The following is a 21,671-nucleotide window of genomic DNA, read 5'->3' as shown; positions in this document are numbered from 1 at the left end:
GTGTATTCCTCATGATCGGTAGTGGAGTCGGTCTGAACGGATTGTTCAGTCTCGACATACCACTAGAGTGAGGTCCCTTATCGGCGTTACAGCTGTGTGCAAATATTTCTGAAAATTATTCTTCGAGCTTCAAAAGCGGCTCCTGAAAGCGCAGCAAACGCCCGGCGTTGCCCAGTACCAGCAAGGTGCTGAGGTTATGCAACACCGCCGCAATCATCGCGCCGGCCGCGCCCAGCCAGCCAAATGCGGCGAACACCACGATGGCCAGCGTCCAGCCCAAGCCGATGATCACGTTGACCTGCAACGTGTGTCGGCACTGGCGGCTCAAGCGCACACAGGTGCCCAGGCGGCGCAGGTCGCTGCCGATCAACACCACATCCGCCGACGCCAGTGCGATGTCCGCCCCGCCCGCGCCCATCGCCACGCCCACCACGCCCGCCTTGAGCGCCAGCGAGTCGTTGATGCCATCGCCCACCACCATCGGCCGGAAACCGCTGCCGATTTCCCCCAGCACGCGGTTGAGTTTGTCTTCCGGTAAGGCCTGGGCTTCGACATCGCTGATGCCCACGTCCAATGCCAGGCTGTCGGCAACGCTCTGACGGTCGCCGGTCAGCAGCAGTTGGCGACCCAGGCCCAAGTCGCGTAGCTCTTGCAATGCCTGGCGTGCCTCCGGCTTGACGCTGTCGGCGAGCAACAGCCAGGCGAGGAATTGCCCGTTCAATGCCAACCCGGCAATCGGGCCATCGTGGTTCGGCACCTCAGTGGTCACGATGCCCAATTGCTCGAACAACTCCGGGCGCCCCAAGGCCGCTTCGCCCTGCTCGGTCCGCGCTACAACACCCAAGCCCTGGCGTTCGCGAATATCCGTGAGCACCAGCATCTGTTCCTGCGTCGCCAAGCCCGCCAACGCGCGGCTGACCGGGTGGCTGCTGGCCGAGCCAAGGCTGGCCGCCAGGTTCAGCAACACCTGCCGATCGGGTGCTGTGGTCTCGATGGACTGCAGACGCAGCGTGCCAAAGGTCAACGTACCGGTCTTGTCGACCACCAACGAAGTCAGGTCGGCCAGTTCCTCAAGAAACGCCGAGCTGCGAATCAAAATCCCGTGCCGCGCCGCCACCGCAATCCCGGCAATCGCCGTGGCCGGGGCCGACAGCACCAACGCACACGGGCACGCCGCCACCAGCACGGCCAACATCGCCTGGGCGTCATTGGTCACAAACCAGGTCACCGCCGCCAGCAGCAACACCAGCACCATATAGCTGCCGGCATAACGCTCCAGCAGCCGCGTGATCGGCGGCTTGGAACGCTCGGCGTTCTGCATCAGCGCAATGACTTTGCCCAAGGTCGATTCATGACCCGTACGCGTCACTTCAAGGCGCAGCAAGCCATCCAGGTTGATCGCGCCACCAAACACCTGCACACCGACGCTGGCCTCCAACGGCACCGACTCGCCAGTGATCGGCGCCGTGTCCAGGCTCGCCTGGCCCGACAGCACCACGCCATCGGCGGGCACGCGGTCACCGGCGCGCACTTCGACGATATCGCCGGTGTTCAGCGTGCCGTTATCCACTTCAACAATGCTGCCGTCAGCCTGCACCAGCCGCGCATGGCTGCGGGTCAGTTTGCCCAAAGCATGAATCGCTTCCTGGGAGCCAATCACGCTGCGCTCTTCCAGCACGTGGCCGAAAATCATGATGATCGGCAGCAACGCAGCGGTCAGCAGATCGCCCGTAGCCCACGCGCCGATCATCGCCAGGGCGATCAATTGGTCGGTGATGCCATGCAGGCTCGGGTAACGCAGGCTGTACCAGGCCGAGCGCATCACCGGCACGGCGACCAGCAAGGACGCGACGCCAAGCAGCAGTTGGCTCACGCCGTTCTGGTCCGGCGCCAGCCAGCGCCACACCAGGCCCAATACCAGTAAGCCCAGGGCCAACATGGCCAAGGTCAGTTGCCGCGCAGCACTGCGCTGTTCGGCGGAAGTCAGCATAGGCGCGCTCATTGTTCGGCTCCCTGGATGATCAAGCGGGAGTCGTCTTTAGGATCGACCGTGGTCACGGAGCCGGCCTGGCCGAGAATCTTCGGCATACGCTCGCGGTACAGACGCAGCAACAAACCTGGGTCTTTGACCTGGGCCAGGCTGGCGACAGTGGCGGTTTGCGCCTGGGCATTGGCCAGGCGTTCGCTGGCCTGGGCGTGGGCGACTTGCACCAGCCGGTCAGCCTCTTGGTTGGCGGTCTGGGTGAGTTTTTCTGCGTCGGTACGCGCATTCGCCACGGCTTTATCGGCTTGCTGACTGGCGGTCAGCACGGCATTGAACGCATTCACCGCCGGGCCCGGCAGGCTCGACTGCACGTCGACACGGGTCACTTCGATGCCCAGCCCCAAACCGGTGGAGGCCAATTCCGCCAGGCGCTTGTTGATGCCTTGCACCAAGTCGCCACGTAACCGCTCACGACGCTCGGCGGCGCCGTTGTCGCTGCCGATCAATTCGGGGCGCGCCACCAGAATCGTGTCCAGGTCGCGCGCCGCCGTCAGCGCCACCGCGCTGCGCGTCACCAAGCGATCCAGCGCCGGCAGCACGTGTTCGCCTTGCAACACAAACGCGTAGGGCTCGGTGACCTTATAGAACACCCGCACATCCAACTGCACCACGCCGGCATCGCCGGTCAGCAGGTAACCGGAACCCGCCAGGGCATCGCTCAATGGCGTGGCAAAACTGGCCACGCGGTCGGCCTGGATAGCCGTGTCGGAGCGCAACAGGTTCTCCACCCGGCGCTCTATCACTCGGTCGGCGGCCGGCAACAACACCACCTGCTCGAACGGCTGCGGCCACGCCAATAACAGCCCGGCGTTCTGAATGCGGTCGAGGGCGCCGAAGTGCAGCACCACGGCACGGTTCTGCGGGTCGATCTGGCGCACGTTGGAAAATGCCCAGGCCAACGCCGCCAACACGGTCACCGCGTACAGCGCCAGGAAGGTCAGGCGCCCGGCCTGAATCCACGGGCTGTCCGGGCTGTCACGCATCGTCATGGTTGAACATCCTTCGGCCCGTCCACCAGCGCACGAAACGGCGCGGCGTCGGTGCGCAGGATGATTTTTGTACCCGGCGTCACCACCGTGCCCAAGGTGTCCAGCGAGCGCAGCAAGTTGTACAGCTGCGGATTACCGGCGTAGGCGCGGCCATAAATCTGCGCCGCTTCAACCCGCGACTGCGCTTCGATATCGGCGGCTTTCACCGTGGCGTCGGCCTGCACGATGCGCGCATCGCGCTCGGCGGCCGAGCGAATCTGCGCCGCTTCACGCTTGCCCACGGCGGTGCGTTCGGTGGCGATGGTTTCGCGCTCGGCGCGCATGCGGTCGACGGTGGCCGTGAGGGTGACCGACGGCAGGGTCAGGCGCTCGACACCGACTTGCGCCACGCGCACGCCATAGGTGGTGAGCAATTGTTGATCAATCTGCTGGCGCAACTGCGCTTCGAAGTCGGCGATGCGCACTTGGCTGGCGTCGGTGTTAATCAGGCTCGACAGGTCAAAGCTGGCCGCGGTGGTTTCCAGCGCCGAGCCGACGAAGGTGCGAATCTGCCGAGCCGCTTCATCCGGCTGGTTCTGCACCGCACGCATAAAGCGCTGCACATTGTCGGCATCGCCTTGGACCTGCCACGCCACATAGGCCTGCACGATAATCCGCAGGCCGTCGCGGGTGCCCACATCCTGCAAACCGCTGGAGGTGGTGCGCAGGCGCAGGTCCACCGGGATCGCCGCTTCGAACGGTGCCGGCCAGCGCCAGCCCAGGCCGGGCTCCAACAGCACCCGCGACGGGTTGCCGAACCGCGTAATCACCGTGGCTTCGCCGGAACGCACCTGCACCAGGCTGGCGGCCGCCACCGCAAACAGCACCAGCAACACCGCCCAGGCCATGCGCCGCCAAGGGAATGGGCCAGCCGCTTGCTCATCACCGTGATGATGATGGTGGTGGTGGCCGTGATGATGACCGTGATCGTGAGAATGAGCGCTCAACAGACAGACTCCTTATTGAACGGCTTTACGCGGCGCCATCGGGTCGGCCGGCAAAGTAAAAGAACGCAGATCGATCGTCGGCGCGCCATCGGCGCCCAGGCGGTGATCCAGAATAAGCAGCTTGGCGTGGGCCAGGCCTTGGCTGAGTTGGCCGAGGTACTGTTCCAGCACGAAGGCCTGGCCTGCGGTGGCATAGGCCTTTTGCTCGGCGGTAAAACGCAGGTCAGCCGCTTGGGCGCCGGCATTCACTTCACGCGCAGTGGCCAAGGCCTGGTCGCGGGCGGTGCTGGCTTGCAGCAAGGCCTGGTTGGTCTGTTCGCTGGCGGCGCCGCGCTCACGGGAGATCAGCGCCTGGGCGCCGATCTGCGCAGCCTGCACCGCGTGGTAGGCGTTGGCAGCGCCGGCCGGTGGATGAATCGCTTCCACCACCGTGGCCAGAATTTCCACGCCACTGTCGAGTTTTTGCAGGTCCGCCTGCACCGAACGGCCGATTTCGTCGGCCAGCTGGGTGCGTTGCTCGCCGAGCAATTCATCCAGCGTGCGCGAGGCAAAGTCGTGAACCAGAATGCGGCTGGCGGTGCTGCGGATCAGGGTCGGTACATCGGCGCTGTTATAGGTGGCGGCGAGCGCGGCCTTATCCGTCAGGCCGATGCGGTAGACAAAGCGCACGTCCATATTGACGATCTGGAAGCTCTGTTTGTCGCCACTGCTGCTGGCGATCACCTGGGCCTTGTCATTCACATGGCTGGCGTCCCACAAGCGGTTGGCGATCGTCGGCGCCGGGCCTTCAGCAGAAGCCAGCTCCGGTGCGGAAGCTTCGCTGACGCTGGTGGCCAGTTCATGCACCACACCGTTTTCCACGTTGATGACGCGGCCCAACGGCCAGGGCAACCCGGCATGCAAGCCAGGGCCCAACACTTCCACCGGTTTACCGAAGCGCTCATAAATCCCACGGCCTTGCAGGGGCACTTCGTGCACGCCGGTCAGCGCCCAGCCGACCGCCAGCACCACCAGCAGCACCGGCAAGAACGCCCGACGCATGTAGGTAAAGGCCCAGATCTGGCGCAGGTCGATGCCAAAGCGGTTGTGCAACTCGTGCTGCAACGCCAGCAACGGCTGGGGCGGCCAGCGCAACAGCCCGGCGATAAAGCTTTGCGCCATCAAACGCGGTTCGAGGCGTGGCTGGCGAGGGCTGAACAGCGAAAGGAGCGCCCGCAGCAAAAACTCCACCGCGACCAGCCCCGGCAGCAGGCCGATCAACACGGCCAGGCGCAATGGCCACACCGTCTCCCCACCGGCAAACAGCAGGCAAATCGCGCTGACCACCAGGCAGGCAATCGCCACCCGGCTCAACTGCGCCAGCTGCGAGGCTTCCGGCCATTGGGCCGCCGTTTCCTGCGCCAGGCGGCGTTCGAACACCAGTAAACCAAAGGCCAACGCCAACCCAAGCGCAGCGCCGATACTCGCCGACTGCCCCACCGGCGCGGCGGGCAACGCCAGGTTCCAGAACTCGATGATGCTGACCAACGCCAGCAACGACCAGCCACTCAGCCACAGCACCGGCGCGCCAATCTGTGCCAGCAGGCCGCTACCGAAACGCCCGAGCAGGCGCGTGTACCCGCCGGTGTCTTCAACCGGCAGTTCGATCACTTCAGCCGTCGGCGCTTCCAGCGCCTGGGCGCGCCAATCGGCGACCCACCACGCCGATTGCAACCCGGCCACCAGCACCAGCAAGGCCGACGCGCAGTTGATCAACACCACCGGCCAGATCGACAGCGGCGCAAACAGGGCGACAAACAACGCCAGCACCCAACCGCAAACGGCAAGGGCCGTCAGGCTGATGCCCGCCTGGCGTAATCGACGGGCATGAAACAGCCCCTGCTGAAAACGCGGCAGGCCTTCCACCGAAGCGCCGTCAGCTTCTAGATCCACTTGCATCCGCTCAACGCCCGCTTGTACATAATTCGTTACGATATAACACGCAGCGTGAAATTTTTGTTCGAAAACAACACAAAACCCCCTGTGTGCGGGCTTGCTCGCGAATGCGGTGGGTCAGTTAGCGATGTTTAACTTGATACACCGCTATCGCGGGCAAGCCCGCTCCCACATTTATCCTTCATTGCATTCGGGATCGTGACTAAACCCCCAGAAACACGAGCCATCACTGGTGCAGGCACGGATTAATCGGCACACTCCAACACAGTTTTTCGCGGGTCCACGGACAAGGAAGCGTCATCCCCCATGATTTCGATCTATCAGCTCAAGCCGCGTTTTCAAAACCTGCTGCGCCCCCTTGTGCAGCGCCTCTACGACAACGGCACCACCGCCAACCAGATCACCGTGCTGGCCGGCGTGGTTTCCCTGCTGGTCGGCCTGCTGATCGCCAGCTTTGCTCAACACCTGTGGCTGTTTGCGCTGATCCCGTTGTGGATGATCCTGCGCATGGCCCTCAATGCCATCGATGGCATGCTCGCCCGGGAATTCGGCCAGCAGTCGCGCCTGGGCGCCTACCTCAATGAACTGTGCGACGTGATCGCCGACAGCGCGCTGATCCTGCCCTTCGCACTGATCCCTGGTGTGAGCCTGGCGCCGGTACTGCTGGTGGCATTGCTGGCGGTGTTCAGCGAATACGCCGGTGTGCTCGGGCCGATGGTGGGTGCGTCGCGGCGCTACGACGGGCCGATGGGCAAGAGTGATCGCGCGTTTGTACTCGGCGTGTTGGCCACCGGCGTGGCGCTGGGCTGGCTCGGCGCAGGCTGGGTCGACACGGTGATGTGGCTGGTCGCCGCCCTGCTCGCCTACACCTTGGTCAACCGTGTGCGCCAAGGTCTTAAAGAAACGACTTCCCCTTCTGCATAAGGAATTTGCGATGCGCGAACAGCAAGAGCACACCTTCAGTACCCATGATGGCGTCGAGCTTTTCTACCGGCACTGGCCGGCCACCGCCCCGCTTGGCGATGAGCCGCGCAAGGCGATCCTGCTGTTCCATCGCGGCCACGAGCATTCGGGGCGCATTGCCCATTTGGTCGATGAACTCGACCTGCCGCAGTTCGACTTCTTCGCTTGGGACGCCCGTGGCCACGGCCAGTCGCCCGGCGCGCGCGGCGACAGCCCCAGCTTCGCCACCAGCGCCCGCGACGTGCAAACCTTCCGCGACCACATCGGCGACACCTACGGCATCGAAGAACAAAACTGCGCGGTGATTGCCCAGAGCGTCGGTGCGGTGATCGCAGCCACGTGGGTGCACGATTACGCGCCGAAAATCCGCGCACTGGTGCTCGCCTCGCCGGCGTTCAAGGTCAAGCTCTACGTGCCGTTCGCGCGGCCGGGCCTGGCGCTGATGCGCAGGTTTCGCGGCAACTTTTTCGTCAACAGTTACGTCAAGGCCAAGTTCCTCAGCCATGACCCCGAGCGCGTGGCTTCCTACGACAGCGACCCGCTGATCACCAAGGCGATTTCGGTGAATGTGCTGCTCGGCCTGTACGAAGCTGCCGACCGCGTCGTCGCCGATGCCCAGGCGATCCAGGTGCCGACGCAACTGCTGATCTCCGGCTCCGACTTCGTGGTACACCGCAAACCCCAGCAGCGATTCTTCGACCGCCTCGGCAGTTTGAAAAAAGAGCTGCACATCCTGCCCGGCTTCTTCCACGACACCCTCGGCGAACGTGACCGCGCCGTGGCCGTGAGCAGCGCCAAACGCTTTATCCTGCAGAACTTCGCCCAGCCGCTGGACCGCGCCTCGCTGCTGGACGCCGACAAACTGGGCGCCACCTGCGCCGAGTCCGAGTCCCTGGCTGCACCGCTGCCGCGCAACTCGTTGCGCGACCTGTACTGGCGCATGACCCGCGCCAGCATGGGCCTGGGCAAGAACCTCTCGGACGGCGTGAAGCTGGGCTTCGACACCGGCTTCGACTCCGGCAGCACCCTCGATTACGTGTACCGCAACAAGCCCACCGGCAAGGGCGGGTTGGGGCGGATGATCGACACCAACTACCTCAACTCCATCGGCTGGCGCGGCATTCGCCAGCGCAAGCTGAATGTCGAAGAACTGCTGCGCCTGGCCATGGCCAAGTTGCGCAGTGATGATCGCGAAGTGCGCATTGTCGACATCGCGGCGGGCCACGGCCGCTACATTCTGGAAGCCTTGCAGGGCGTGTCGCCGCTGCCGGAATCGATCCTGCTGCGCGACTACAGCGACATCAACGTGCGCGACGGTGGCGCGCTGATTCGCGAAAAAGGCCTGGGGGATATCGCCCAGTTCGTCAAAGGTGATGCGTTTGATCGCGCGGACCTGGCGGCGCTGGAGCCCAAGCCGACGTTGGCGGTGGTGTCCGGGTTGTATGAGCTGTTTGCCGATAACGGCATGGTTGGCGGCTCGTTGGCCGGTCTCGCCGAAGCCGTGGAGCCCGGCGGTTACCTGGTTTACACCGGCCAGCCGTGGCACCCGCAGCTGGAGCTGATCGCCCGCGCACTGACCAGCCACCGCCAGGGCCAGGCCTGGGTGATGCGCCGGCGCAGCCAGGCGGAAATGGATCAACTCGTCGAGGCCGCAGGCTTTCGCAAGATCACTCAGCGTGTGGACGAATGGGGCATTTTCACTGTGTCTCTGGCACAGAAGATCTGAGCATGCGCGAACCCGGCCTATTGAAACCCGCGGTCCTCTGGCTGCTGCTGTTGGCGCCGCTGTTTTTCAGCACCTACGGCTTTGCCACGTGGGTCACCAGCCAGCGCAGCGACGTCGGCACGCTGTTGTTTGGCTGGGAAATCCATATGCCGTTCTGGGCCTGGACCATCGTGCCCTACTGGTCCATCGACCTGCTTTACGGATTCTCACTGCTGCTGCCCAACAGCCGACAAGAACTGAAACAGCACGCCCTGCGCCTGCTGACGGCACAAGTGATTGCCGTGAGCTGCTTCCTGATCTGGCCGCTGCGCTTCACCTTCGAGCGGCCGGAACTGGACGGAGTGTTCGGCTGGCTGTTTGCGGTGTTGGCGGGCTTCGACAAGCCGTTCAACCAGGCGCCGTCACTGCACATCGCGCTGCTGGTGATCCTGTGGGTCATGTACCAGCGCCACACCCAAGGCTTTTGGCGCTGGGTGGTGCACGGCTGGTTCGCGCTGATCGGTATTTCGGTGCTGACCACTTATCAACATCACTTTATCGACTTACCCACAGGCGCGCTCGCCGGCTGGCTGTGCGTATGGCTGTGGCCGCTGGAACACCCGAGCCCGCTGTTGAGTGTGCGGCTTACGCGGGACCGAAAACGCTGGCGGCTGGGCGTGCGTTACGGCCTGGGCGCCGTGGCCTTGGTGATTCTCGCGCTGGCGCTCGGCGGCGGGTCGCTGTGGTTGCTGTGGCCGGCGGTTTCCCTGGGGTTGATCAAGGCCAATTACTTCGTGCTGGGCGCGCCGGGCTTTCAAAAACGCGCCGACGGCACGCTGACGCCCGCCGCGCGCTGGCTGTACGCGCCCTACCTGGCGGCGGCGTGGCTCAACTCACGCCTGTGGACACGCAAGCATCCACAGCCGGACCTGATTGTGGATAACGTTTGGCTTGGGCGAATTCCCACGACGGGTGAGCAAGGTTCATTCACGGCCATCGTCGATCTCTGCGCCGAATTGCCGATTAATCCACAGGGCCGTGGGTATGCATGCATCCCCGTGCTGGACCTGATCGCGCCGACACCCACCGAATGCCTGCATGCCGCGCAGGCGATTGAACGCTTGCGCGCAAACGGACCTTTACTGGTGTGTTGCGCCCTCGGCTACTCGCGCAGCGCCACCGCCGTCGCCGCCTGGCTGCTGCACAGCGGGCGCGCGGCTACGGTCGATGCGGCACTGGCTATTATTCGTACAGCGCGGGCCCATGTGGTCCTGCATCCTGCTCACCGTGAAGCGTTGGAGGGCTTAGCCCATGCCCGCTGATATGGAACTCCAAGTGGTCGCCAACCTGCTGCGTCGCGGCCGCTCGCTGGATCAGTTATCCACAGGCCTGACGCTGCTCGGCGTGTTATTCGGCCTGGCTCAACTGCTGATGGCGAGCATTGCGCCGATCTGCCTGCTGCTCAGCCTGTGGATGATTATCCTCGGGATGCTGCAAAAGTACTGGGCGCTGCGCGTCGCCTTCGATGCCGACCTGTTCGCCCTGCTCGCCCGCGACACCGACCGCACCCCGGACCTTGACCAGGCCCTGCAAAGCCTTGGCCTGCAGTCGGCCAAGCGAGCCGGCCGGCCCTGGACCGAACGCCGTCGCGGCGCCCTCAAACTGCTGCGCAAGCAAGCCTGGCTGTTGGGCGCGCAAGTGCTGCTGACCCTGGCCGTGATCCTCGCCAGCCCTTGGCTATCTTTCGCCGGATAAGGAATCCCCATGTTCGAACCCGTGGTTGCCACGCTGATCACTTCAATGGCCCGCACCGTCACCGGCGCTCGCAGCCTGTGGCTGGGGTGTGCGCCGGTACCGGTGCAACGCATCTATTTCGCCAACCACAGCAGCCACGGCGACTTCGTGCTGGTGTGGGCGTCGCTGCCGCAAAACCTGCGCAAATTCACGCGCCCGGTGGCCGGCAGCGATTACTGGAATAAAAGCGCGCTGCGCCGCTACATCATCAACCGCGTGTTCAACGGCGTGCTGATTGATCGCGAACGCAAAGACCCTGTGGATAACCCATTACAGCCCATGCTCGCGGCGCTGGAAGGTGGCGACTCGCTGATCATCTTCCCCGAAGGCACGCGCAATCTCGAAGACGGCCTGCTGCCGTTCAAAAGCGGCCTGTATCACCTGGCAAAAAGTTACCCACAGGCCGAACTGATCCCGGTGTGGATCGCCAACCTCAACCGGGTCATGCCCAAGGGCCGCGTACTGCCGCTGCCTTTGTTGTGCACCACCAGCTTCGGCGCGCCGCTGCAATTGGGAGACGGCGAAGACAAAGCCGCCTTCCTCGCCCGCACCCGCGACGCCCTGCTCGCCCTCGCCCCGGAGCATGTCTGACATGGATAGCCAAACCCTGATGTTGTTCGGCGGCATCGGCGCCATCCTGGTGCTTGCCTCGCTGATCGGCCTGATCCTCAAGCTGCGCACCCGTGGCACGCCGAATGCGGTGATCGACAATCTCAACGCGCGCATCAACGCCTGGTGGGTGATGGTGGTGGTGATCGGCATCGCCTTCTGGCTCGGCACCGGCGCGGTGATCCTGCTGTTCTACGCGGTGTCGTTCTACGCCCTGCGCGAGTTCCTGACCCTTACGCCGACCCGCCGCAGCGACTACCCGGCGCTGGTGGCCGCGTTCTACCTGGCGCTGCCGCTGCAATACCTGCTGATCTATTCCGACTGGTATGGGCTGTTCTCGATCTTTATCCCGGTGTACGTGTTCCTGCTGCTGCCGATCCTCGCCTCGCTGGGCGGCGACAGCACGCACTTCCTGGAGCGCGCATCGAAGGTGCAATGGGGCCTGATGATCGCGGTGTTCTGCGTGTCCTTCGTCCCGGCCCTGCTGACCCTCGACATCCCCGGCTACGAAGGCCGCAACCTCTTGCTGATCGCCTACCTGGTTATCGTGGTGCAGCTGTCGGACGTGCTGCAGTACGTGTGCGGCAAGCTGTTCGGCAAACACAAGATCGCCCCCAACCTGTCGCCGTCAAAAACCGTCGAAGGCTTTGTTGGCGGGATCCTGCTGTCATCCCTGATCGGCGCAGCGCTGTGGTGGACCACGCCGTTCAACCCGTGGCAGTCGTTCTTGATCGCACTGCTGATCAACCTGCTCGGGTTTGCTGGCGGCATTGTGATGTCGGCCATCAAGCGGGACCGGGGCGTGAAGGATTGGGGCCACATGATCGAAGGCCACGGCGGGATGCTGGACCGGCTGGATTCGGTGTGTTTTGCCGCGCCGATTTTCTTCCACCTTGTTCGGTACTGGTGGACCTGAGAAATACCACCTCAAGCTCCCACAGTTGTTTGACGATTGTTCCCACGCTCTGCGTGGGAATGCATCCTGTGACGCTCCGCGTCACGGCTTTCTGAGTGGACGCAGAGCGTCCTCGGCGGCATTCCCACGCGGAGCGTGGGAACGATCAGCCAGCGTTCAGCCAGCTCCCACAGTGGTTTGGTGGGGTTTTGAAGTGCTTAGCCCGGCAAATGCCCCAGCGGCAAGGCGCCTGGGGTTTTTACGGTCTGGATCGCGAAGTTGCTGCGGATGTCCCTCACGCCCGGCAGCTTTAACAGGCTGCCGGTGACAAACCGCTCATACCCACGCAAATCCGGCACCACCACCTGCAATAGAAAATCCGACTCGCCCGACACCAGAAATGCCGAGATCACCTCGGGCAGTGCGGTCACCGCTTCGCGAAAGGCATTGGCCTCGGTGTCGTTATGCCGCTCAACCTTCACGCCGACGAACACCATCATGCCCAAGCCCACTTCATCGCGGTCCAGCGTCGCCTGGTAGCCGCGAATCACCCCGGCTTCTTCCAACAGCCGCACGCGGCGCAAACACGGTGAGGCAGACAGGCCGATCTCATCCGCCAGTTGCACATTGCTCAGGCGACCGTCGCGTTGCAGGGCTTCAAGAATCTTACGGTCAAAGGCATCAAGTTTGAGATTTGGCATAAGTGAAGGGTCACTGGCTTGATTTTTGGCAGAGAATACCAAGACTAGACGCTTTTCTGGCTGACTACGCAAGCACCTGCCCTGCCCTTGCATCCTAGAATTGGCCAACCAATCTAGGGGGTTTGAACATGACGGAACTCTGGTTATTTCTGGTGGCGCTTTCGGTCGCGTATCTACTGCCGGGGCCGGACATGATCCTGTTGCTGCAAACCGGCGCGCGGCAAGGCAAGGCGTTGGCGCTGACCACGGCCATCGGCTTGGGGCTCGCCCGGGCCTGCCATGTGGCGCTGGCAGGCATGGGCCTGGCGACATTGTTCAAGGTGGCGCCATGGACGTTCGATGTGGTGCGCCTGGGCGGCGCGGCCTATCTGTTATGGCTGGGCGTGCAGTGTCTGCGGGCAAATATGTTGCCTTCGCTTGAGGCAAACCCCGGCGCCCCGCCAGCACATGCCTGGCGCGCAGCCTTTCAACGCGGCCTGCTGACGAATCTGCTCAACCCCAAGGCCTTGTTGTTCTGCTCGGTGCTGCTGCCGCAGTTCATCAACCCGCATGCCGGCCCGGTGGCGGCGCAGTTTGCGTTGCTGGGGGTGATTCTGGTGGGTGTGGGCTTTGCCTTCGACTGTTGCTACGCCCTGGCCGGCGCACGCATCGGCCACTGGCTGGCACGCAATCGCTCGGCGCAGCGTCTGCAGCAATGGTTATTCGGCAGTCTTTTGATCGGTTTTGCGGTACGCCTCACCTTTGTGCAACACGCCTGAGCGTGTGCGGTGTATCCACGTCATCTTTTGTATCAAAGACGCGTGTAAGATACGCCGCACTTAGCCAGGGATGCTCACCATGTTCGATTCGTTGAAAGCGATCAGTCGCCGTTTTCTCGGCCTGTTAACCACTGTGGTGAGTGCCCTGTTCGGCCAATGGCAACCGCCCTTCTGGCTGCGCGCCATCGGCCATGGCCTGGGGAATCTGGGCCGCAAGGCTCGCGCGTACCCGCGCCAGGCCGGTGCCGGGGTGCTGGGTCTTGTGTTGCTGGCTGCTGCGGGCTTCTATGGCTGGCACTGGTATTCGAACCTGCCGCAGCCGCACACCGTCGGTTATTCGCTGCACAAACCAAACCTGACGGATTACACCCAGCAACCGCCGGTTGTGGATAACTTGCAGGTACGTTTTGCCGAATCCGTGGCGCCGTTGGCAGCGATTGGCAAACCGGTGACCGAAGGCATCAGCCTCAAACCCACCGTGGCAGGCGCCTGGCGCTGGTCCGATGACCGCACTTTATTATTTGTGCCGGAAAAAGACTGGCCGGTAGACGCCCACTACACGCTGGACCTGGCGAAGAAAAATCTCCTGGCCGAGGGCGTGCTGCTCAGCCAATACAGCAGCCAGTTTTCCACCCAACCGTTCCGCGCCACCCTGGCGCAAAACGAGCTGTATCAAGACCCGTCCAACCCGACGCTGAAGCAACTGGTCGCGACCTTCCATTTTTCCCACCCGGTGGATGAAGACAACCTACGCAAGCGCGTGTCCGTAACCCTCGGCAAAGGCCTGGCCTACCGCGACGCGCAGCTGCCCAACCGCCCGGAAATCACCTTCGACGATACCAAGCTCAACGCCTACGTGCGCTCGGCCGCCCTGGCCACGCCGCTGGAAAGCACGCCGGTCAGCGCCAAGCTCGATGAAGGCATCAAGGCCCGCGACGGCGGCAATGCCAGCACCGCACCGCTGGTGGCGGAAGTCACCGTGCCCGGTCGTTATCGCCTGACCTTTACCGGCGCCGAAGTCAGTTTTGTGGATAACGAGCGCGGTGAGCCAGAGCCCGTGCTGATGTTCAGCAGCTCCAGCGCCGTAGCCGATGACACCATCGCCGGTAAGGTCCAGGCCTGGCTGCTGCCGGAAAAAGCCCAAGACGACACCCGCCCCTACACCAGCAACGACATCGACGATGCGATGCTCGCCCGCAGCACCAAGGTCAACCTGACCCACGTGCCCAGCGTCGAGCCGCTGAACACCCTGCACGCCTTCAAGTTCAAGGCCCCGGCTGGCCGCGCGCTGTATGTGCGCGTGCCCGCCAACCTGGAAGCGATAGGCGGCTACCTGGCGAAGAATCCTACGGCGTCCTTGATCAGCATGCCGGCGTATCCGCGCACGCTGCAGTTCCTGTCTGACGGCGCACTGCTCAGCCTCAATGGCGAAAAACGCCTGGGCTTCATGGCCCGTGGTGTGCCCGGCGCCCATGTGGAAATCGCCCGCCTGCTGCCCAACCAGCTGCAACACCTGGTGGACCAGAGCAGCGGCAGCTTTGCCCGGCCAAACTTCGGCAATGAATACTTCGACCGCATGGTGGAGCGTCAGTCGCTGGATATTCCGCTGTCGTCCAATGACCCGGCAAAAACCGTGTACGACAACGTTGACCTGAGCCATTACCTCACCGCCAACGGCGGGCGTCGTGGCATTTTCGTGCTCAAGCTGAGCCCGCAGGATGACCCGGCCCCGCGTACGTTCGAATATGACCGCAGCAGCACCAGCGATTTGCGTTTTATCGTGGTCACCGACCTCGGCATCATCGCCAAGCGCTCCAGCGACGGCAGCCATGATGTGTACGTGCAATCCATCGGCAACGGTTCGCCGGTGGCCGATGCGCAAGTCGACATCATCGGCCGCAACGGGCTGCCGGTCAGCAGTGGCCGCACCGATGCCGAAGGCCACGCGCATTTCGCCAAGCTGGATGAACTGCGCCGTGAGAAAACGCCGCTGATGTATGTGGTCACTCGCGGTAACGACCAATCCTTCCTGCCGATTGCGCGTCAGTCGCAGCAGCTGGATTTGTCGCGCTTCGACGTAGGCGGTTTGGAAGAAGACGGCGCGATTGATCGCCTCAGCGCCTACCTGTTTACCGACCGTGGCCTGTATCGCCCGGGCGAAACCGCGCACTTGGGCATGATCGTGCGCAGCGGCAACTGGAAAGGCGCCTTGCAAGGCCTGCCGGTGGAGCTGCAAATCACCGACCCACGTGGCCTGGAAGTGATTCGCCAGCCGCTGAAACTGTCCACCAGCGGTTTTGAAACCTTTGATTTCCCCAGCAGTGAAGTCGCCCCTGCGGGCGATTACACCGCGACCTTGCAGCTGATTGGCCAGAAAAACACCCGCACTGACCTCGGCAGTGTCAGCTTCAAGGTCCGCGACTTCGAGCCGGACCGCATGAAGGTCAGCCTGAGCCTGCATGACACGCCCGTGTTGGGCTGGATTCCACCGGACCAGGTGGTGGCCAAAGTTACCGCCATGCACCTGTTCGGCGCCCCGGCAGCCGGGCGGCGCGTTACCGCCAAAATGTCCCTGAGCCCGACGCTCGCGGCCTTCGACCGTTACCCGGATTACCGCTTCCGCCTCAACGACTCATTGGAAGACGCCAGCACCGAAGACCTCGCCGAAACCACCGTCGACGACAACGGCCAGGCCGTGCTCGACCTCAACCTGCAACGCTTCGCCAACAGCACTTATCGCCTGCAAGTGATGACCCAGGTGTTCGAGGCCGAAGGTGGCCGTAACGTGGCGGCGCAAAGTGCGCTGCTGGTGTCGTCCGCGCCCTATCTGGTCGGTGTGAAAAGTCAGGATTCGCTGTCGTACGTCGCCAAGGACGCCCCACGCCAGGTGCAATGGCTGGCCGTCGCGCCGGACCTGACGCCACTGGCGGTGGACGGCCTGACCAGTGAAGTGGTCGAGCACCGTTATGTGTCGGTGCTGGTGAAACAGTCCAACGGCACCTACAAGTACGAATCGCGCATCAAGAACATCAGCCAGCCGGCCGCGCCACTGACGATGACCAAAGACGGCGCCAAGCAGACCCTGAACACCGGCACGCCGGGCGATTACACCCTGCAACTCAAAGACGCCAACGGCAACCTGCTCAACCAGATCGACTACAGCGTGGCCGGGCGTGGCAACACCTCGCGCTCGCTGGAGCGTAATGCCGAGCTGCAACTGCGCCTGGATAAGCGCAGCTATGCCACGGGTGACGAGATTGCGATCAGCATCCGCGCGCCGTACACCGGCGCCGGCTTGATCACCATCGAGCGTGACAAGGTTTACACCCAGCAATGGTTCAAGGCCGACAGCACCAACAGCGTGCAACATATCCGCGTGCCTGCAGGCCTTGAGGGCAATGCCTACGTCAACGTGCAGTTTGTGCGCGACATGGGCTCGTCCGAGGTTTATATGAGCCCGCTGTCCTACGGCGTGGTGCCGTTCAGCATCAACCTGGATGCGCGGCGCATGGCGCTGAAGGTGGAAAGCCCGGCGAAGATCGAACCGGGGCAAACCCTGGACATCAAAGTCACGGCCGACCGCCCAGGCCGCGCAGTGGTCTACGCGGTGGACGAAGGCATTCTGCAAGTGGCGCGTTACCAGACGCCGGACCCGTTGGGCTTCTTCTTCCAGAAGCGCGCATTGGAAGTCGGCACCAGTCAGATTCTTGACCTGATCCTGCCGGAATTCAGCCGCCTGCTCAGTGGGGCAGCGCCCGGTGGCGATACGGAAGGCGCCCTGGCTAACCATCTCAACCCGTTCAAGCGTAAACATCAGCCGCCCGTGGCCTGGTGGTCTGGCTTGGTGGATTTGCCGGCCGGTGAAACCGTACTGCATTACCAGGTGCCGGACAGCTTCAACGGCAAGCTGCACCTGTTTGCGGTGGCGGTGGATGCCGACAGCGTCGGTGTCAGCGAGGCCAACACCGACGTGCGTGGGCCGATTGTGATCACGCCGAACGTGCCGGCCTTTGTCGCGCCGGGGGACGTGTTCAATGTGAGCGCCGGGGTGTTCAGCAACCTCGATGCAGCGGCGGACGTGAAGTTTGAGCTGCAAACAAGCGACGGCCTCAACGTGCAGGGCGACAAAGGCAGCACCTTGTCACTGCAACCGCGCAAAGAAGGCACCGCCGAATTCAAGATCAAGGTCGGCGAAACCCTGGGCTCGGCGGACCTGCGCTTTATCGCCGTGCTGCCGGACGGCAAGCGTATTCAGGTGGCGGAAACCACCTCGATCCGCCCATTGAGTGAGCACCGTGTGGCCTTGAGCCTGGGCCGTTTCGACAGCGCCAGCAAAGAGCTCAAGCCGACCCGCGAACTGTTCAGCCAACTGCGCGACGTGCAGTTGGGCGTGGCGGCCTCGCCGCTGGTATGGGCCAACGGCCTCAAGCATTACCTGGATGACTACGGCTATGCGTGCACCGAGCAATTGGTGTCCAAGGCCATGCCGGCGTTGATCTGGGGCGGCACCGCACCCGAAGCCGAGCAAGCCTTCAGCAGCGCGGTGCGCATGTTGCGCCAGCGTCAGAACCAGGCCGGTGGTTTCGGTTTGTGGGCCGCCAACCCGGATGTGGCGCCGTACGCCAGCCTGTACGCCACCGACTTCCTGATCGAAGCCAAGGAACGCGGGCTGCCGGTGCCGGAAGATGTGCTGGTGCGCGCGAATGCTTATCTGACAGACCTGGCCAACGGCCCGAGCGAAGGCCTGTCGGAATTGCGCAACCGTGCCTACGCCAGTTACCTGCTGAGCCGTCAGGGAATTCTGGTGAGTGGTGCCTTGAGCGACATTCGCGAGCGCTACGAGAGCTACTTCAAAGACACCTGGCAGAACGACCTGGGCGCTGCCTACCTGGCCGCCAGCTACAAGCTGCTCAAGCAGGACCGCCAGGCCGATACGCTGTTCCGCAAAATCCCGTGGCGCTCCCTTGTGGATAAGTGGGACAGCGACGGCCTGTATTACGACCCGCTGGTGCACGACGCCGAACACTTGCACCTGCTGGCGCGCCACTTCCCCGAGTTGCTGGACGATGTGCCGACCGCCTTGCTGGATAAGCTCGGCAAGCGTCTTAACGAGCAACGCTACAACTCGCTGTCGGCCGCGCTGCTGCTGCGCGCCCTGGACAACTATGGCCAGCGCGCACAAAGCGACATGACCCTCAAGGCCACCGCGTGGCTGGGCGACAAGCAGCAGCAGTTGCTGGAGATGGCCGGTCAGCCGCCGCGCGCCGCCGTGCCGGGCGCCACGCAAAAGCTGGTGCTGGAAAAAACCGACGGCCCGGCCGCGTTCTACATGCTCAGCGAAGCCGGTTTCGACAAGGGCGCCAAGCTCAAGCCGATCAACAATGGCCTGGAAATCATCCACGAATACCTCGACCTCAAAGGCGAGCCGGTGAGCAAAGTGGCGGTGGGCGATGAGTTCCTGGTGCGCCTGCGCCTGCGCGCCACCGACCGCGACCAAGTGCAGCAAGTGGCCGTGGTCGACCTACTGCCCGGTGGCGTCGAGCCTGTGTATAACTTGCCGCCGGAGCCGGAAGCCGCCAGCGCCGATGAAAGTGAAGGCGACGATTCGGAGTACGTGGAAACCGCCGACGGGGATGAAGCGGATGCCTGGCAGGCGCCGATCGGCGAGACCGAGCTGAGTAACTGGCAGCCGGACTACGTGGATGTGCGTGATGATCGCGTGGTGTTGTACGGCACCGCATTGCGCGACGTAGGCACTTTTGTCTACCGAGTGCGCGCCACCAACGCCGGCACCTTCAACACGCCGCCGGCCTACGCCGAAGGTATGTACGAAACCACCCTGCAAGGGCGCGGCAAAGTAGGCCAGCTTGAAATTACCAAGCCTTAAACGCCTGACGCCGCTGCTGGCAGCGGCGGTGGTGTTGGCGGCGGGGCTGCGGCTGTGGCCGCATGCCCCGCTGGAACAGGCCGTGACCTCGTCGCGGGTGGTGTTGGCCGACGACGGTGCGCTGCTGCGCATGACCTTGGCGGATGACGGCCAATACCGTTTATGGCTGCCGCTTGCGCGCATGTCGCCGTCACTGGTCGAAGCCTTGCTGCTCAAGGAAGACCGCAATTTCTATTGGCACCCGGGGATCAATCCCCCGGCGCTGCTGCGCGCGGCCATGGCCACCTACAGCGGCGGCCAGCGCCAGGGCGGTTCGACCTTGAGCATGCAACTGGCGCGGCGCTTGTGGAATTTGAACACTCGCCAGGTGCCAGGCAAGTTGCAGCAGATGGCCCTGGCGCTGTGGCTGGAAGCGCGTTACAGCAAGCACGACATTCTTGAGGCCTACCTGAACCTGGCGCCCATGGGCGGCAATATCGAAGGCGCCGAGGCGGCCAGCCGGATTTACTTTGGCAAGTCGGCGGCGCAGTTGTCGTTGTCTGAAGCGCTGGCGCTGGCGGTGATTCCCCAGCAGCCGGGGCGGCGCGCGCGCTTCGGGCCCTCGCTGCAAAATGCGCGGCTGCGCTTGATGGCCGACTGGCGCGAGACTTATCCACAGGACCCGCGAAACGACAGTTTGCTCGACTTGCCACTGGAAGCGCGCAACCGCCAGCAGATCCCCTTTTTGGCGCCGCACTTGAGTGAACAACTGCTGGCGTCCCAGCCCGGCAACGAGTTGAACAGCACACTTAACCTGCCCTTGCAGCAACTGCTCGAACGCCTGATCACCGGCTTTATCGCCGAGCGGCGCAGCACCGGCGTGGAAAACGCCACGGCGATCCTGATCGACAGCCGCGACCAGAGTGTCAAGGCGCTGGTGGGCTCGGCGGATTACCTATCCACAAGCATCCACGGGCAGGTCAACGGCGTAACGGCGCGGCGCTCGCCGGGGTCGACCCTCAAGCCGTTTCTGTATGGGCTGGCGCTGGATCAGGGTGTGATTCACCCGATGAGCATCCTCAAGGATTTGCCGAGTAACTTCGGCTACTTCCAACCGGAAAATTTCGACGGCAGTTTTATCGGGCCACTGACGGCGCGGGATGCCTTGATCCGTAGTCGCAACATCCCGGCGGTGTGGCTGGCCAGCCAGGTGAAGTCGCCGTCGCTGTACGGATTGCTGCAACGCGCCGGCATCCAGGGCTTGCGCGGCGAGAGCCATTACGGCCTGGCCTTGGCTCTGGGCGGTGGCGAGATGACGCCCGAAGAACTGGCGCGGCTGTATGTGATGCTGGCCGGTGACGGGCATCTGCGGCCGTTACGGTATTTGCAGGAACAGCCGCAAACCACCGGCCCGCAACTGCTCACGCCGCAAGCCACGTTTATGGTGCGCGATATGCTGCGCCGCAACCCACGGCCGGATGGCTTGCCGGGCCGCCATTGGCGCACCGCGTGGAAAACCGGCACCTCGTGGGGGTTTCACGATGCGTGGAGTGCTGGTCTGGTCGGGCCGTACGTGTTGGTGGTGTGGGTAGGCAACTTCGATGGCCGACCCAACCCTGCGTTTATCGGCGCGAAGACCGCCGCACCGCTGTTCTTTCGCATCGCCGACGCCCTGCCGCTGGCGCTGCCCACTGTGGTGATAAAACCGGACAAGCCGCCTGCCGGGCTGGTGCGCATCGACGTGTGCGCCGCTTCCGGCGAGCTGCCCAACCGCTGGTGCCCGCAAACCCGCAAGACCTGGTACGTGCCCGGTGTGTCGCCGATTCGTGTGTCCAACCTGCACCGCCCGGTGTTGATCGACACCCGCACCGGCAAAGCCGCGTGCCCGCCGTTTGACCCGCAATACACCCGTGAGGAAGTGTTCGAGTTCTGGCCCAGTGATGTGCAGCGCCTTTATCGCGCAGCTGGCCTGCCCCGGCGCACACCGCCCAACGTGATGAAAAACTGCCAGCCCAACCGCATCAGCGACCAGAGCGAGGCGCCGCAGATACGCTCGCCGTTGACCCAGGTCAGCTATCAATTGCGCCTGTCGCAGCCCCAGGAAAGTATCCCGCTGAATGCCAACGCGGCCAGCGACGCAGCGACGTTGTATTGGTTCGCTGACCAGACCTTGATCGGCCAAGGCCCGCCGCAAACCACGCTGAATTGGCGACCGGGCAAGTCGGGGGAATACCGGTTGCGGGTGAGCGATGATCAGGGGCGCAGTGCGAGCCGGGGGTTGAAGGTGGAGTTTGTGCCGTGATCACAGGGTACTTGGCTGGGTAAGCGCAGATCCCCCTTGTGGGAGCGGGCTTGCCCGCGAAGACGTTGGCCCGGCAAACAGTGATGTTGACTGACCCACCGATTTCGCGGGCAAGCCCGCTCCC

Annotated in this window: 14 protein-coding genes; 9 read left to right on the top strand and 5 right to left on the bottom strand. The window is 63.5% G+C overall.

The window, feature by feature from the left end:
• Positions 1-115 precede the first annotated feature (115 nt).
• From L8I05_RS13930 to L8I05_RS13915, 4 genes are read right to left on the bottom strand one after another with little or no spacing between them, the layout of a single operon-like run.
• Positions 116-2,002, bottom strand: a complete 1,887-nt coding sequence (locus tag L8I05_RS13930; protein ID WP_177016756.1) for a cation-translocating P-type ATPase — start codon at positions 2,000-2,002, stop codon at positions 116-118.
• Positions 1,999-3,033 (bottom strand): protease modulator HflK, encoded by a 1,035-nt coding sequence (locus tag L8I05_RS13925; protein ID WP_242169614.1) that lies wholly within the window; start codon positions 3,031-3,033, stop codon positions 1,999-2,001. The genes L8I05_RS13930 and L8I05_RS13925 overlap by 4 nt, the downstream gene beginning before the upstream one ends.
• On the bottom strand, positions 3,030-4,019 hold the full coding sequence (locus L8I05_RS13920; RefSeq protein WP_242169612.1) for a protease modulator HflC: 990 nt from the start codon (positions 4,017-4,019) through the stop codon (positions 3,030-3,032). The genes L8I05_RS13925 and L8I05_RS13920 overlap by 4 nt, the downstream gene beginning before the upstream one ends.
• A 12-nt stretch (positions 4,020-4,031) precedes the next feature.
• Positions 4,032-5,957, bottom strand: a complete 1,926-nt coding sequence (locus L8I05_RS13915) for a protease modulator HflK (RefSeq protein ID WP_242169610.1) — start codon at positions 5,955-5,957, stop codon at positions 4,032-4,034.
• A gap of 303 nt (positions 5,958-6,260) precedes the next feature.
• Here L8I05_RS13915 and L8I05_RS13910 point away from each other — a divergent pair, with 303 nt between their 5' ends.
• Genes L8I05_RS13910 through L8I05_RS13885 form a run of 6 tightly spaced genes read left to right on the top strand, consistent with a single transcriptional unit; the run spans position 6,261 to position 11,941 of the window.
• Positions 6,261-6,878 carry a CDP-alcohol phosphatidyltransferase family protein gene (locus L8I05_RS13910; RefSeq protein ID WP_242169608.1) on the top strand — a complete coding sequence of 206 codons (618 nt, stop codon included), beginning with the start codon at positions 6,261-6,263 and terminating at the stop codon, positions 6,876-6,878.
• A 10-nt stretch (positions 6,879-6,888) separates the two neighbouring features.
• Positions 6,889-8,643, top strand: coding sequence for a bifunctional alpha/beta hydrolase/class I SAM-dependent methyltransferase (locus tag L8I05_RS13905; protein ID WP_242169606.1), 1,755 nt, complete (start codon positions 6,889-6,891; stop codon positions 8,641-8,643).
• 2 nt (positions 8,644-8,645) lie between these two features.
• On the top strand, positions 8,646-9,944 hold the full coding sequence (locus tag L8I05_RS13900) for a phosphatase PAP2/dual specificity phosphatase family protein (protein WP_242169605.1): 1,299 nt from the start codon (positions 8,646-8,648) through the stop codon (positions 9,942-9,944).
• Entirely contained in the window at positions 9,934-10,377 is a 444-nt protein-coding gene (locus tag L8I05_RS13895; protein WP_242169603.1) for a hypothetical protein, read from the top strand. The genes L8I05_RS13900 and L8I05_RS13895 overlap by 11 nt, the downstream gene beginning before the upstream one ends.
• A 9-nt stretch (positions 10,378-10,386) precedes the next feature.
• A complete protein-coding gene (locus tag L8I05_RS13890; protein ID WP_242169601.1) occupies positions 10,387-11,007 on the top strand; it encodes a lysophospholipid acyltransferase family protein in 621 nt (206 codons plus the stop codon).
• A gap of 1 nt (position 11,008) precedes the next feature.
• Complete coding sequence (locus L8I05_RS13885; RefSeq protein ID WP_017528659.1) at positions 11,009-11,941, top strand: phosphatidate cytidylyltransferase; 933 nt, start codon at positions 11,009-11,011, stop codon at positions 11,939-11,941.
• Positions 11,942-12,138: 197 nt separating this feature from the next.
• Here L8I05_RS13885 and L8I05_RS13880 read toward each other — a convergent pair whose 3' ends face one another.
• Positions 12,139-12,621: an Lrp/AsnC family transcriptional regulator gene (locus L8I05_RS13880; protein ID WP_016978705.1), complete on the bottom strand. Its 483-nt coding sequence runs from the start codon at positions 12,619-12,621 to the stop codon at positions 12,139-12,141.
• A gap of 128 nt (positions 12,622-12,749) precedes the next feature.
• Between L8I05_RS13880 and L8I05_RS13875 the strand changes: the two genes are divergently transcribed.
• The 3 genes from L8I05_RS13875 (at position 12,750) to pbpC (ending at position 21,547) form a co-directional block, all read left to right on the top strand.
• Positions 12,750-13,379 carry a LysE family translocator gene (locus tag L8I05_RS13875; RefSeq protein ID WP_242169599.1) on the top strand — a complete coding sequence of 210 codons (630 nt, stop codon included), beginning with the start codon at positions 12,750-12,752 and terminating at the stop codon, positions 13,377-13,379.
• Between the two features lie 79 nt (positions 13,380-13,458).
• Positions 13,459-19,266 (top strand): MG2 domain-containing protein, encoded by a 5,808-nt coding sequence (locus tag L8I05_RS13870; protein WP_242169597.1) that lies wholly within the window; start codon positions 13,459-13,461, stop codon positions 19,264-19,266.
• Entirely contained in the window at positions 19,247-21,547 is a 2,301-nt protein-coding gene (pbpC, locus tag L8I05_RS13865) for a penicillin-binding protein 1C (protein ID WP_242169595.1), read from the top strand. The genes L8I05_RS13870 and pbpC overlap by 20 nt, the downstream gene beginning before the upstream one ends.
• The last annotated feature ends 124 nt before the right edge of the window (positions 21,548-21,671 follow it).

The organism is Pseudomonas sp. MONT-RG-20F-20-E-7-02, from assembly GCF_022662395.1.
In the GTDB taxonomy this organism is placed as follows: domain Bacteria; phylum Pseudomonadota; class Gammaproteobacteria; order Pseudomonadales; family Pseudomonadaceae; genus Aquipseudomonas.
Note: the sequence above shows the minus strand (reverse complement) of the source record. Positions and strands in the feature narration are given on the sequence as shown.

Coding starts and splice junctions, on each gene's coding strand:
- L8I05_RS13915 (WP_242169610.1), bottom strand. CDS start 5,957: ATGCAAGTGGATCTAGAAGCTGACGGCGCTTCGGTGGAAGGCCTGCCG.
- L8I05_RS13905 (WP_242169606.1), top strand. CDS start 6,889: ATGCGCGAACAGCAAGAGCACACCTTCAGTACCCATGATGGCGTCGAG.
- L8I05_RS13870 (WP_242169597.1), top strand. CDS start 13,459: ATGTTCGATTCGTTGAAAGCGATCAGTCGCCGTTTTCTCGGCCTGTTA.
- L8I05_RS13930 (WP_177016756.1), bottom strand. CDS start 2,002: ATGAGCGCGCCTATGCTGACTTCCGCCGAACAGCGCAGTGCTGCGCGG.
- L8I05_RS13925 (WP_242169614.1), bottom strand. CDS start 3,033: ATGACGATGCGTGACAGCCCGGACAGCCCGTGGATTCAGGCCGGGCGC.
- L8I05_RS13910 (WP_242169608.1), top strand. CDS start 6,261: ATGATTTCGATCTATCAGCTCAAGCCGCGTTTTCAAAACCTGCTGCGC.
- L8I05_RS13880 (WP_016978705.1), bottom strand. CDS start 12,621: ATGCCAAATCTCAAACTTGATGCCTTTGACCGTAAGATTCTTGAAGCC.
- L8I05_RS13875 (WP_242169599.1), top strand. CDS start 12,750: ATGACGGAACTCTGGTTATTTCTGGTGGCGCTTTCGGTCGCGTATCTA.
- L8I05_RS13890 (WP_242169601.1), top strand. CDS start 10,387: ATGTTCGAACCCGTGGTTGCCACGCTGATCACTTCAATGGCCCGCACC.
- L8I05_RS13900 (WP_242169605.1), top strand. CDS start 8,646: ATGCGCGAACCCGGCCTATTGAAACCCGCGGTCCTCTGGCTGCTGCTG.
- L8I05_RS13895 (WP_242169603.1), top strand. CDS start 9,934: ATGCCCGCTGATATGGAACTCCAAGTGGTCGCCAACCTGCTGCGTCGC.
- L8I05_RS13885 (WP_017528659.1), top strand. CDS start 11,009: ATGGATAGCCAAACCCTGATGTTGTTCGGCGGCATCGGCGCCATCCTG.